The 11,958-nt window shown below is 66.3% G+C and carries 11 protein-coding genes; 8 read left to right on the top strand and 3 right to left on the bottom strand.

Going from position 1 to position 11,958, the window contains the following annotated elements; all coding sequences use genetic code 11:
* The first annotated feature begins 54 nt into the window (after nucleotides 1–54).
* The 6 genes from yajC (at nucleotide 55) to RSD66_RS08950 (ending at nucleotide 4,685) form a co-directional block, all read left to right on the top strand.
* Nucleotides 55–369 (top strand): preprotein translocase subunit YajC, encoded by a 315-nt coding sequence (gene yajC, locus RSD66_RS08975; RefSeq protein WP_029673113.1) that lies wholly within the window; start codon nucleotides 55–57, stop codon nucleotides 367–369.
* A 48-nt stretch (nucleotides 370–417) separates the two neighbouring features.
* Entirely contained in the window at nucleotides 418–2,016 is a 1,599-nt protein-coding gene (gene secD / locus RSD66_RS08970) for a protein translocase subunit SecD (protein ID WP_024352750.1), read from the top strand.
* A complete protein-coding gene (gene secF / locus RSD66_RS08965; RefSeq protein ID WP_024352751.1) occupies nucleotides 2,016–3,008 on the top strand; it encodes a protein translocase subunit SecF in 993 nt (330 codons plus the stop codon). The genes secD and secF overlap by 1 nt, the downstream gene beginning before the upstream one ends.
* 104 nt (nucleotides 3,009–3,112) lie before the next feature.
* On the top strand, nucleotides 3,113–3,739 hold the full coding sequence (locus tag RSD66_RS08960) for a squalene/phytoene synthase family protein (RefSeq protein WP_415287386.1): 627 nt from the start codon (nucleotides 3,113–3,115) through the stop codon (nucleotides 3,737–3,739).
* Between the two features lie 66 nt (nucleotides 3,740–3,805).
* Entirely contained in the window at nucleotides 3,806–4,123 is a 318-nt protein-coding gene (locus tag RSD66_RS08955; protein ID WP_415289583.1) for an ArsR/SmtB family transcription factor, read from the top strand.
* Between the two features lie 28 nt (nucleotides 4,124–4,151).
* A complete protein-coding gene (locus tag RSD66_RS08950; protein WP_415287385.1) occupies nucleotides 4,152–4,685 on the top strand; it encodes a rhodanese family protein in 534 nt (177 codons plus the stop codon).
* Here RSD66_RS08950 and RSD66_RS08945 read toward each other — a convergent pair.
* A complete protein-coding gene (locus tag RSD66_RS08945; protein ID WP_415287384.1) occupies nucleotides 4,682–5,173 on the bottom strand; it encodes a MarR family winged helix-turn-helix transcriptional regulator in 492 nt (163 codons plus the stop codon). The two genes, RSD66_RS08950 and RSD66_RS08945, sit on opposite strands and share 4 nt — an antisense overlap.
* Nucleotides 5,174–5,237: 64 nt before the next feature.
* On the opposite strand from RSD66_RS08945, the gene RSD66_RS08940 reads away from it, so the two are divergent.
* Nucleotides 5,238–6,443 carry an MFS transporter gene (locus tag RSD66_RS08940; protein ID WP_415287383.1) on the top strand — a complete coding sequence of 402 codons (1,206 nt, stop codon included), beginning with the start codon at nucleotides 5,238–5,240 and terminating at the stop codon, nucleotides 6,441–6,443.
* Here the strand turns inward: RSD66_RS08940 and trmFO are convergent.
* A complete protein-coding gene (gene trmFO, locus RSD66_RS08935; RefSeq protein ID WP_415287382.1) occupies nucleotides 6,440–7,858 on the bottom strand; it encodes a methylenetetrahydrofolate--tRNA-(uracil(54)-C(5))-methyltransferase (FADH(2)-oxidizing) TrmFO in 1,419 nt (472 codons plus the stop codon). The genes RSD66_RS08940 and trmFO overlap by 4 nt on opposite strands.
* A 109-nt stretch (nucleotides 7,859–7,967) precedes the next feature.
* Here trmFO and RSD66_RS08930 point away from each other — a divergent pair, with 109 nt between their 5' ends.
* The gene (locus tag RSD66_RS08930; RefSeq protein ID WP_415287381.1) at nucleotides 7,968–8,858 is read left to right on the top strand and encodes a hypothetical protein; all 891 of its coding nucleotides are present in this window, start codon (nucleotides 7,968–7,970) and stop codon (nucleotides 8,856–8,858) included.
* A gap of 65 nt (nucleotides 8,859–8,923) precedes the next feature.
* Here RSD66_RS08930 and uvrA read toward each other — a convergent pair whose 3' ends face one another.
* Entirely contained in the window at nucleotides 8,924–11,863 is a 2,940-nt protein-coding gene (gene uvrA, locus RSD66_RS08925; RefSeq protein ID WP_415287380.1) for an excinuclease ABC subunit UvrA, read from the bottom strand.
* Nucleotides 11,864–11,958 lie beyond the last annotated feature (95 nt).

Genomic DNA, 11,958 nt, shown 5'->3' with positions numbered 1-11,958 from the left:
CTTGATTTCGAAGGGCCCCCAATGAAGGCGCGGCCCGCGTCGGGGAGTTTCCTAATGACTGCAGCCCAAGACGGCGGCCTGATGGCCCTGTTTATCAACATCGCCCCGATCCTGGCGATCTTCGTCCTGTTCTACTTCCTGATGATCCGTCCGCAACAAAAGCGGATGAAGGCCCATCAGGCCCTGATCGCCGGCGTGAAGCGTGGCGACGAGGTGGTCCTGTCCAACGGCATGGTCGGCAAGGTCACCCGTGTCGAGGACGCTGAGGCCATGGTCGAGATCTCGCAGGGCGTGAATGTCCGCGTGGTCAAGGCGATGATCGCCGAGGTGCGCAACCGCACCGCCATCGCCGCCAACGACAAGGGCTGATAGCCTCGCCTCGGCGCGGCGCGCGCCGGCCCTGAAGAGAACCGAGACATGATTCAGCTTTCACGCTGGAAGATCACCCTGGTCGCGCTATCGCTCGTCCTCGGGTTGTTCCTGGCCTACCCGAGCGTGCTGTCGCCGGCGCAGCGCGAGGCTCTGCCGAGCTGGCTGCCGAGCAACGGCCTGAACCTGGGCCTGGACCTGCAGGGGGGCTCCTACCTCCTGCTGGAGGTCGACGTGCCCGAGATGCGCGAAAAGCGCGTCTCCAACCTGATGGAAGACGTTCGCGTTTCCCTGCGCGAAGACCAGGTCAATATCGTCGGCATGCAGCGCGAACCGGGCGGGGTCGTCGTCACCGTCGCCGAGGGCGCCGCCTATGACACGGCCTTCAACACCCTGCGGACCATGGCTCAACAGGGCATGGGCGCGACCGGTCAGCCCGACCGCGTGGCGACCAAGCTGGGCGGAGGCCGTATCCGTTACGCCTTCACCGAGGCCGCCCTGAACAGCATGGGAGCCACCGCAGTCGATCAGTCGATCGAAGTCGTGCGCCGTCGTCTGGACAGCTCGGGCACCAAGGAAATCGCCATCACCCGTCAGGGCGCCGACCGTATCGTCGTCCAGGCGCCGGGTCAGAGCGATCCGGCCGAGCTGGAGCGTCTGGTTGGCCGCACGGCCCAGTTGACCTTCCAGATGGTGGACACCTCGCCTACGGGTCTGAACGACGCCATGGCTGGCCGCGTGCCGCCGGACGCAGAACTTCTGACAGACGATCAGGGCACGCCTTATCTGGTCAAGAAGCGCATCCTGGTGTCGGGTGAAAACCTGACCCGCGCGGGCGTCGGCTCGGATCAGAACCAGCGTCCCGCCATCGACTTCCAGTTCGACGGTCAGGGCGCCCGCCGCTTCGCCGAGGCGACCGCCCAGAACCTGGGCAAGCCCTTCGCCATCATCCTGGACGGCAAGGTGATCTCGGCCCCGACCATCCAATCGGCCATCACTGGCGGCAGCGGCCAGATCACCGGCAGCTTCACGATCGCCTCGGCGTCGGAACTGGTGAACCTGTTGAACGGCGGCGCCCTTCCGGCCCCGCTGAACGTCGAGGAACGCCGCGTCGTCACCGCCGAACTGGGCGCCGACGCCGTGGCCGCGGGCGCCTTGTCGACCGCGCTGGGCTTCGTCGTCATCGTGGTCTTCATGATCCTGGCATACGGCTTCCTGTTCGGCGGGATCTCGGTGATCGGTCTAATCCTGAACGGGATCCTGATCGTCGCGGCCATGTCGCTGACCCAGGCGACTCTGACCCTGCCGGGCATCGCCGGTCTGATCCTGACCTTCGCCGTGGCGGTCGACGCCAACGTGCTGATCTATGAGCGGATGCGTGACGAGGCGCGTCAGGGGCGGTCGGTCGTGGCCTCGATGGATGCAGGCTTCAGCCGCGCCATGGGCACCATCATCGACGCCAACCTGACCACTCTTGTGGCGGCCATCATCATGTTCATGTTCGGCGCAGGCCCCGTTCGGGGCTTTGCCTGGACCCTGACCATCGGCGTCTTCACCTCCGTCTTCTCTTCGGTGCTGACGGCCCAAGTCCTGCTCGGCTACTGGCTCAAGATCGCCAAGCCGAAGAAACTGCCGATCGCGGAGTAATGACGATGAACGGTTGGCCTCTTATCAAACTGCTGCCGCACAAAACGAACTTTCATTTCGTCAAATACGCCAAGGGTTTCGCCATCCTGTCGGCAATCCTGACAGTGGCGGCGATCATCGGCTGCTTTTATCCGGGTCTGAATCTGGGCATCGACTTCCGGGGCGGCGCCTCGATGGAAGTCGCCAAGCCCGCCGGTCAGGTGCTGGAACTGGACAAGCTGCGCGGCGCGGTCAGCGGACTGGATCTGGGCGACGTCCAGGTGCAGGGCATCGCGCGTCGTGACACCAATGTGGACGACGGCTCGACCGCCATCGTGCGCTTCCAGGTGCCCTCGGACCAGGACCAGTCTGCTGTCGTCGAGAAGGTGGAAACCGCCATCAGCGACGCTGTCGGCCAGGTCGGCTATTCCGGCGTCAGCGTGGTCGGCTCCAAGGTCTCGGGCGAACTGCTGACCAACGGCGTCCTGGCCCTCGTCGTGGCTGTGGTGCTGATGTTCCTCTACATCGCCTTCCGCTTCCCGTGGCAGTTCGGCATCGGCGCCGTAGCGGGGTTGCTGCACGACGTGGCCCTGACCTTTGGCCTGATCGTCGCCCTGCGCATGGAGTTCAGCTTGAACCTGGTCGCGGCCCTGCTGACGGTCATCGGCTATTCGATGAACGACACCGTCGTCGTCTTCGACCGCCTGCGCGAAAATCTGCGGAAGTATAAGGTCATGCCGCTGCGTGAAGTCATCGACCTGTCGATCAACGAGACCTTGTCGCGGACCATCATCACCGGCGTGACGACCGTGATCGTTCTGATCGTCCTGGCCGTTTTCGGCGGCGAGGCCCTGCGCGGTTTCTCCATCACCCTAGCCTTCGGCGTGATCATCGGCACCTTCTCGTCCATCTATGTGGGCGCGCCGATCATCCTGCTGTGGGGCGTGGACCGCAGCGGCGGTGGCAAGGCCGACGCCACGCCGGTGAAGCTGGGCATGGCCAGCAGGCCCTAATCAGCGTCGACGGCTCCAGATCACGGCCCGTCTTCCGCAGGGAAGGCGGGCCGTGTGCATTCCGGACTTGATGCCGCCGCCTCAATGGCCGAAGGGCCGTCGCCATGACTGTTGATCTTGACGCTCAGGTTCGCTCCGCCGACCTCGACCGCTGGCTGGCCAGCCGCTTCGTGGCCGATGAACAGGCGCGCGCCGACCTGATCGCCCTGTACGCCTTCGAGGCCGAACTGATGGCCATTCCCACGCGCGTGACCCAGCCGCTGTTGGCCGAAATGCGCTACGCTTGGTGGTCCGAACAGATGGACGGCGTCTTCTCCGACGCGCCGCGTCTAGGCCATCCCGTGCTGGAGGCGCTGACGGCGGCGGTCGCGCGTCATGGTCTGAAGCGCGCGCCGTTCGACGCCCTGATCGAGGCCCACATCGGCCGGGTGCATGGCGAGCCGCACGATCTGGAGGCCTTCTACGTCGGGCCGATGCAGGCTGCGGTGCGGATTCTGGCAGGGCAGGGGCATGAGGCGGCGGCCTCCGCCGCTGGTCGCGTGCGCGCACTGGCCCAGACCGGCCAGGTCGATCAGGTGCGGGCCTCCCGCTCCGAAGCGAACAAGTCTCTGCGAACCCTGCCTGCCGTCGCCTTCCCGGCTGTGGCCCCCGCCGCCCTGATCAAGCCGGACGAGCCGGAGCCCTTCAAGCGGCTGCGTCTGTTCTGGGCGGTGCTGAGGGGCCGGATCTGAACGGCGCTTTGGGCATGTCTATATATTAGGTATTGCTAATTTAGGATCATGGCATATATCCAGGCCATGGTTGATCTCGAACTTATGGGACTGGAGCGTTTTCAGGCCAGCGCGGGCGACGCCTCGCGACTGCTGAAGGCGTTGTCCAATGAGCACCGCCTGATGATCCTGTGCCAGATCGGCGAGGACGAACGTCAGGTCGCCGACCTGCAGGTCGGCCTGTCTCAATCGGCGTTGTCCCAGCATCTGGCGCGCCTGCGCGACGACAGTCTGGTCAGCGCGCGCAAGAGCGGCACCGCCGTCTTCTATCGCATCGCCGACCCCGCAGCCCTGAAGGTGATCGCCGTCCTGGCCGAGATCTTCTGCCCGCCTGAGGCGCATTGAGCGCCGCGGCTTCCTCAAGGATTTTACGATGAACCCACTGGTTTCCCTTTCCCCCGCCGATGTCGCCGCTCGCCTGAAGGCAGGCGCGGCCGTGCTGATCGACGTGCGCGAGCCTGACGAACATGCGCGCGAACACATCGCCGGCGCCGTGACCGCGCCCCTGTCCGCCTTTGAAAGCGCCGATCTCGGCCTCAAGCCCGGCAAGGACGTCATCTTCATGTGCCGCAGCGGCAACCGCACCGCCGGCAACTGCGATCGACTGGCCGCCCGCATCGACGGCGCGTCTCACGTTCTGGCGGGCGGTCTGGACGCCTGGAAGAAGGCGGGCCTGCCGGTCGTGGCCGACCGCAAACAGCCGCTGGAGCTGATGCGTCAGGTGCAGATGGCGGCGGGCGGGCTGATCCTGCTGGGCGGGGCGCTGGGCGTCATGGTCCACCCCGGTTTCTGGGGGATCAGCGCCTTTGTCGGCGCGGGCCTGTTCGTGGCGGGGGCGACCGGCTTCTGCGGCATGGCGCGCCTGCTGGCGGTCATGCCCTGGAACCGCCGGATGAAGCGGGCCTAACCTTCGACCGTCGCAATCAGGCGGGCGAGCAGGGCGCCCAGCGCGGCCTGCTCCTCGCGCGACAGGTCGGCCAGCATGGCCTGACTTTCCGCCATGTGCAGCGGCATCATGGCCTCGATCAGATCCAAGCCCTTGGGCGTCAGTCTGACCAGTGAGGCGCGGCGGTCGCCGGGGTGCGGCGTGCGCTCGATCAGGTCGGATTTCTGCAACCGGTCCAGCCGCGCCGTCATGCCGCCGGACGACATCATCGTCGCCTCATAAAGCGCGGTCGGCGTCAGGCCGTCGGGCGAGGGCGCACGCCGCAGCGTCGCCAGAACATCGAACTCGCCATGCTGCAGACCATAGCGCGCATACAGCGGCGCCTGCCGCTCGCGCGTGACCAGAATCGAGGCCTCATGCAGACGCCCCAGCGTCTCCATGGCCAGCAGGTCCAGGTCTGGGCGCGCAACGGCCCATTGGGCGGCGGCGCGGGCGGCGCGATCGGTCATTGTCTTGACATCAAGATACTCGATGGAGAGATACTATCGCCTCTCGCAGTCGGAGTCACCTCGGATGGATCAGTCGAACGCCTCGCCGCCGTCGCGCGGCGCGGGCCTGTTGTTGATCGCGGCCATCTTCGCCCTGGCGCTGAACCTGCGTCCGGCGATGGCGGCCGTCGGGCCGCTGCTCGACCTGATCGAGGCGATGACGGGCATGGATTCGACCACGGCCAGCCTGCTGACGACCCTGCCGGTGGCGATGATCGGCGTCGGAGCCCTGTCGATCCGACCGTTGCGGCGCCGTCTGGGCGAGCGGATGGGCATTCTGCTCGGCGCCGTTCTCATCGCTCTGGCCTGTCTGGCCCGCTGGCCGTTCAGCAGCGCCGGCGGCCTGATCCTCAGCGCCGTGGTGGTCGGCGTCGGCGTGGCCCTCATTCAGGCCCTGGCGCCCGTCGTCATCAAGCGCGCCTTTCCGACGCGGTTCGGCACGGTCATGGGCGTCTATACGACCGGCATCATGGGCGGCGCGGCCGTGGCGGCGGCGACGGCGGCGGGCTTCGCCGAGGCGTTCGGCTGGGCCGTGGCGCTGGCGCTCTGGTCGGTTCCGGCCCTTGTGGCGGCCGTCGTCTGGATCCTCGCCTCGCGAACCCCAGCCGCCGAAGAGCCGAACCGCCTGGCCGTGGCCGAAGGAACCGATCCTGAGGTCCCGTTCTGGAAACAGCCCCGCGCCTGGGCGCTAGTCCCCATTCTGGGGCTGGGCACCTCGGCCTACACGCTCGTGCTGGCCTGGTTGCCGCCCTACTATGTCGATATGGGGCAGGCGAGGGCGACGGCGGGCTTCCTGCTCAGCGGCATGACGGGGGCCGAGGTGCTGGCGGGCGTGCTGGTGTCGCTGTTCATCGCGCGCTTTCCCGACCGGCGCGGGCCGATGCTGCTGGCCGTCGCCCTGGCGCTGATCGGTCTGGCCGGACTGGTGCTGACGCCGGTTAGTCTGGCGGTCCCGGTCATGCTGCTGCTGGGCCTGGGGATCGGCGCCGTCTTTCCCCTGACCCTGATCCTGGCGATGGACCAGATCGACGACCCGGTGCGCTCCGGCGACCTGCTCGCCTTCGTTCAGGGCGGCGGCTACATCATCGCCAGCCTGTCGCCGCTGGCGGCCGGGCTGCTGCGCGACCGCCTGTCGGATCTCAGTCAGGCGTGGATACTGATGGGGCTGGGCCTTCTGGTCATGGCCGCAATCACCCTGACCTTCCGCCCCGGCGGCGCCAAGCTGCGTTAGGCCGCCGCGTCGCGCCAGGCTTTCAGCGCCTCGATGGCGCGGAGGCTCTGCAGGCGCTTCTTGGCGCGGCCGCGCTCCTTGGGATGGATGCGCTTGCCGTCCTCATCGACCTTGGGCGCCTCCAGCGGCGGCAGCAGGCCGTAGTTGATATTCATCGGCTGGAACTTCGAGCCTTCCATGTGCCCGCCAGTGATGTGTTCGACCAGGGCGCCCATCGCCGTTTCCGGCGGCGGCGGGGCCAGATCGCGGCCCAGCGCCTGGGCGGCGGCCAGTCGTCCGGTGAGCAGACCCATCGACGCGCTCTCGACATAGCCTTCCACTCCCGTCACCTGACCGGCGAAGCGCAGGCGCGGCAGGGCCTTCAGCCGCATCTGCTTGTCCAGCAACTTGGGGCTGTTCAGGAAGGTGTTGCGGTGCAGACCGCCCAGACGCGCGAACTGGGCGTTCTCAAGCCCGGGAATCATGCGGAAGACGTCGGTCTGGGCGCCGTATTTCAGCTTGGTCTGGAAGCCGACCATGTTGAACAGGGTCCCCAGCGCATTGTCCTGACGCAGTTGCACGATGGCGTAGGGCTTGACCGTCGGATTGTGCTGGTTGGTCAGGCCGACCGGCTTCATCGGACCGTGGCGCAGGGTCTCGCGGCCGCGCTCGGCCATGACTTCGATCGGCAGGCAGCCGTCGAAATAGGGCACGTCCTCCCATTCCTTGAAGTCGGCCTTGGGGCCGTCCAGCAGGGCGTCGATGAAGGCCTCGTACTGGGCCTTGTCCATCGGACAGTTGACGTAGGCCGCCTTGTCGCCGCTGGGGCCTTCCTTGTCATAGCGCGACTGGCGCCAGGCCACGTCGAAGTCGATGCTGTCGGTGTGAATGATCGGCGCGATGGCGTCGAAGAAGCTGAGGCTCTCCTCGCCCGTCGCCTTCAGGATCGCCTCGGCCAGGGCGGGCGAGGTCAGCGGCCCGGTGGCGACGATCACATTGTCCCAGCCTTCCGGCGGAATGCCCGCGATCTCTTCGCGCACGATGGTCACCAGCGGGTGCGCTTCCAGTCTGGCCGTCACCGCGTCCGAAAAGGCGACGCGATCAACCGCCAGGGCGCCACCCGCCGGCACCTGATTGGCGTCGCCGCAGGCCATGATCAGGCTGTCCAGAGCCCGCATCTCGGCGTGCAACAGGCCAACGGCGTTGAACTCCCAGTCGTCCGAGCGGAAGGAGTTTGAGCAGACCAGTTCGGCCAGGCCCGTCGTGTGGTGGGCGTCGGTGCGCACCTGTTCCGGCTCGTCCCGGCGCATTTCGTGCAGGATGACGGGCACGCCCGCCTGGGCGATCTGCCAGGTCGCTTCGGAACCGGCGAGACCTCCGCCGATGACATGCACAGGAGCGGGGGCGGGGCGGGGAGCGGGAGACGCGTTCGACATGGCGGCCTTCTAGCCGCGCGACGCGGTCCTGTCATGCGGCGCCTGTCGTGGTCGGCGCTGTCGCACGGGCGGCGGCTGCGTTAAGCTGATCGGGAATCGAGGAGCCAGCATGAGTTTCAACGCCACCGAATCCGCCTTCGAGGGCTTCCGTCTGGCCCGGCGGGCGCCGCTCGCCATCCTGGCCTGGGCGGGCGCCTATGTCGCCTTCTTCGTGGTGTTCTTCGCTGTAGCGGGTGGGAACCTCATCAACATCATCAGCCTGGCCGAACAGGTCGAGCAGAACCCGTCGCCGTCGATGAGCGACCTGTCCACGCTGGGTCAGGCCTACGGCGCCATGATGGGGCTGGCCTTGCCTCTGTCTCTGTTGTTCAGCGCCGTGCTCGCTACGGCGGTCGCGCGCTCGGTCATCCAGCCGCAGGACAAGCGTTTCGGCTATCTGCGTCTCGGCCGGGATGAACTGCGAGTCCTTGGAGCCACCCTGTTGGTCGCGGTGCTGATGTTTTTCGTCACCATGGGCGGCGCCTTGATCATCGGTCTTTTCGCGGGTCTCGCTGCCGGTACAGGTGCGTCCTGGCTGGTTCTCCCGGCTGTGCTGGGAGGTCTGGCGCTTGTGGCGGTCGCCATCTGGCTGGCCGTGCGCCTCAGCCTGGTCGTGCCGATGACCTTCGCCGAGGAGAAGATCGCCATCAAGGAAAGCTGGGCCATGACCAAGGGCCGTTTCTGGCCTCTGTTGGGCATGGCGATCCTGGCTGGGGTCATGTCTATTCTGGTGGGGCTTCTGGGCTCCATCATCATCGCCCCGCTGAATATGATCTTCGGCGGCCTGAACAGTCTGATCGGCGCCGAGACGACCAATGTCGTTGCGCTGGTCGGCCGGTTCTGGCCGGCCCTGCTGATCTGGGGTGTGGTCAACGCCCTGCTGTCGGCGGCGCAGGCGGCCATCATCTACGCCCCGTTCTCGTCGGCTTATCTCGGCCTGAAGGACGAGCGGCGGGCCTGATCACAGGCGATCCCTGAATTAGAAACGCCGCGCTCCGGCAAGGGGCGCGGCGTTTCTCGTCGGGCTCAGGCGCTCTTGCGGGCCTTGGCGCGCTTGGCGGGCGCAGGCTCAACTGTCAGGGCGGCGACGCGGCCCTTTCGACGTTCCTCGTGCCGGTCCAGCACTTCCTTCAGATAGCGGCCGGTCCAGCTCGCAGGGTTCTCGGCGACCTGTTCCGGCGTGCCGATAGCGACGATCTCGCCCCCGCCGTCGCCGCCTTCAGGGCCGAAGTCCAGCAGGTGGTCGGCCACCTTGATGACGTCGAGATTGTGCTCGATCACCACGATGGTGTTGCCGTTCTCGACCAGTTCCTGCAGCACCTCCAGCAGCTTGCGCGTGTCCTCGAAGTGCAGCCCGGTCGTCGGCTCGTCGAGGATATAGAGCGTCTTCCCCGTCGCCCGTTTGGACAGTTCCTTCGACAGCTTGACCCGCTGGGCTTCGCCGCCGGACAGGGTGGTGGCGGGCTGGCCGACCTTGACGTAGCCCAGACCCACGCGCTCCAGCGTCAGCATCTTGTCGCGGATCGATGGCACGGCGGTGAAGAAGCGCGCAGCCTCTTCAACCGTCATATCCAGAACATCCGATATGCTCTTGCCTTTGAAGACGATTTCTAGCGTCTCGCGGTTGTAACGCTTGCCCTTGCAGACGTCGCAGGTGACGTAGACGTCGGGCAGGAAGTGCATCTCGATCTTGATGACGCCGTCGCCCTGACAGGCCTCGCAGCGGCCGCCCTTGACGTTGAAGCTGAAGCGGCCGGGACCATAGCCGCGCGCCTTGGCCTCGGGGAGGCCCGCATACCAGTCGCGGATCGGCCCGAAGGCGCCGGTGTAGGTGGCCGGGTTCGAGCGCGGGGTGCGGCCGATCGGCGACTGGTCGATGTCGATGACCTTGTCGAAATGCTCCAGTCCCTCGATCCTGTCGAAGGGGGCGGGGGCGTCGGACGCATTGTTCAGGCGCCGTGCGGCCGCCTTGTACAGGGTCTCGATGGTGAAGGTCGACTTGCCGCCGCCCGACACGCCGGTGATGCAGGTGAAGACGCCGACCGGGATCTCGCCCGTGACGTTCTTCAGGTTGTTGCCGGTGGCGCCTGAGACCTTCAGCATCCGCTTGCGGTTGATGGGGCGGCGGCCTTCGGGCGGCAGTTCGATTTCGCGCGCGCCGGTCAGATACTGGCCGGTCAGGGAGTTGGGGTTGGCCATCACCTCGGTGGGCGTGCCCTCGGCGCAGACCTGGCCGCCGTGGACGCCGGCGGCCGGGCCCATGTCGATGACGTAGTCGGCCGTCAGGATGGCTTCCTCGTCATGCTCGACGACCAGCACCGAGTTGCCGAGATCACGCAGCCCCTTCAGGCTGTCCAGCAGGCGGGTGTTGTCCCGCTGGTGCAGGCCAATGGACGGTTCGTCCAGAACATAGAGGACGCCGGTCAGGCCCGATCCGATCTGCGACGCCAGGCGGATGCGCTGGCTCTCGCCGCCCGACAGGGTGCCGGATGAGCGCGACAGATTCAGATAGTCCAGCCCGACATTGTTCAGAAAGCGCAGCCGGTCGGTAATTTCCTTGAGGATGCGCCGGGCGATCTCGATCTGCTTTTCGGTCAGGGCGTCTTCCAGCGTCGAAAACCACAGGAAGGCCTTCGAGATCGACAGGTTGGAGATGTCGGCGATGTCCTCGCCGCCGACCTTGACCGCCAGAGCCTCAGGCTTCAGGCGCTTGCCGCCGCAGACCTCGCACGGCGTTTCGGACTGATAGCGGCCCAGTTCCTCGCGCACCCAGGCGCTGTCGGTCTCGCGCCAGCGCCGCTCAAGGTTCGGCAGCACGCCCTCGAACGGCTTGGAGACCTCGTATTTGCGGGCGTTGTCGTCATAGACGAACTTGATCTTGTCGCCGCCCGAGCCGCGCAGGATGACGGCCTGCGCCTTCTCCGGCAGATCGCGCCACGCCTTGTCCATCGAGAAGCCGTAGTGCAGGGCCAGCGACTGCAGCGTCTGCGTATAGAGCGGCGAGGGACCCCGCGCCCACGGCGCCACCGCGCCCTTGTGCAGGGTCTTGTCGCGGTCAGGGATCACCAAGTCGGCGTCGAAGGCCAGCTTGACCCCCAGGCCGTCACAGGCCGGGCAGGCGCCGAAGGGGTTGTTGAACGAGAACAGCCTCGGCTCGATCTCGCTGATGGTGAAACCCGAGACAGGGCAGGCGAACTTCTCGGAAAAAACGATCCGACGCGGCTCTTCGCCTTCGGGCGAATTCGCCCATTCCGCCGTGGCGATGCCGTCGGCCAGACCCAGGGCTGTCTGGATGCTGTCGGCGTAGCGGCCCTCAAGACCTTCTTTAGTTACAATGCGGTCCACGACGATATCGATGTCGTGCTTGAACTTCTTGTCGAGCGCGGGCGCGTCCTCGATGGCGTAGAACTCGCCGTCGATCTTCAGCCGCTGGAAGCCCTGACGCTGCCACTCGGCCATTTCCCTCTTGTACTCGCCCTTGCGGCCGCGAACGACCGGCGCCAACAGCAGGATGCGCTCGCCGTCGGGAAGGGCGGTCAGCTTGTCGACCATCTGGCTGATGGTCTGGCTCTCGATCGGCAGGCCGGTGGCCGGCGAATAGGGAATGCCCACGCGCGCCCAGAGCAGACGCATGTAGTCGTGGATTTCGGTGACGGTGCCGACCGTCGAGCGCGGGTTCTTCGACGTGGTCTTCTGTTCGATGGAGATGGCCGGGGACAGGCCCTCGATCAGGTCCACGTCCGGCTTGCCCATCAGCTCCAGGAACTGGCGCGCATAGGCCGACAGGCTCTCGACATAGCGACGCTGGCCCTCGGCATAGATGGTGTCGAACGCCAGCGAGGATTTGCCCGACCCCGACAGGCCGGTCATGACCACCAGCTGCTCGCGCGGAATGTCGAGATCGACGCCCTTGAGGTTATGCTCGCGGGCGCCGCGAACGCGAATGAAATTATGCTTTTCGGTCATGGAATCCGGGAACGCGGAAGACCCCGGAACGGTCCGGGGCGACGACGCTATATGGGGATCAATTCGCCGAAAACAGCAAGAACAATATGAGAACT

The organism is Brevundimonas sp. S1H14, from assembly GCF_047716865.1.
GTDB lineage: Bacteria > Pseudomonadota > Alphaproteobacteria > Caulobacterales > Caulobacteraceae > Brevundimonas > Brevundimonas naejangsanensis.
The sequence above is the reverse complement of the archived record's forward strand: the minus strand, read 5'-3'. Positions and strand labels throughout refer to the sequence as shown.

Coding starts and splice junctions, on each gene's coding strand:
- RSD66_RS08950 (WP_415287385.1), top strand. CDS start 4,152: ATGAACCCACTGGTTTCCCTTTCCCCCGCCGATGTCGCCGCTCGCCTG.
- uvrA (WP_415287380.1), bottom strand. CDS start 11,863: ATGACCGAAAAGCATAATTTCATTCGCGTTCGCGGCGCCCGCGAGCAT.
- RSD66_RS08960 (WP_415287386.1), top strand. CDS start 3,113: ATGACTGTTGATCTTGACGCTCAGGTTCGCTCCGCCGACCTCGACCGC.
- trmFO (WP_415287382.1), bottom strand. CDS start 7,858: ATGTCGAACGCGTCTCCCGCTCCCCGCCCCGCCCCCGCTCCTGTGCAT.
- RSD66_RS08955 (WP_415289583.1), top strand. CDS start 3,806: ATGGTTGATCTCGAACTTATGGGACTGGAGCGTTTTCAGGCCAGCGCG.
- RSD66_RS08940 (WP_415287383.1), top strand. CDS start 5,238: ATGGATCAGTCGAACGCCTCGCCGCCGTCGCGCGGCGCGGGCCTGTTG.
- yajC (WP_029673113.1), top strand. CDS start 55: ATGACTGCAGCCCAAGACGGCGGCCTGATGGCCCTGTTTATCAACATC.
- RSD66_RS08930 (WP_415287381.1), top strand. CDS start 7,968: ATGAGTTTCAACGCCACCGAATCCGCCTTCGAGGGCTTCCGTCTGGCC.
- secF (WP_024352751.1), top strand. CDS start 2,016: ATGACGATGAACGGTTGGCCTCTTATCAAACTGCTGCCGCACAAAACG.
- secD (WP_024352750.1), top strand. CDS start 418: ATGATTCAGCTTTCACGCTGGAAGATCACCCTGGTCGCGCTATCGCTC.
- RSD66_RS08945 (WP_415287384.1), bottom strand. CDS start 5,173: ATGACCGATCGCGCCGCCCGCGCCGCCGCCCAATGGGCCGTTGCGCGC.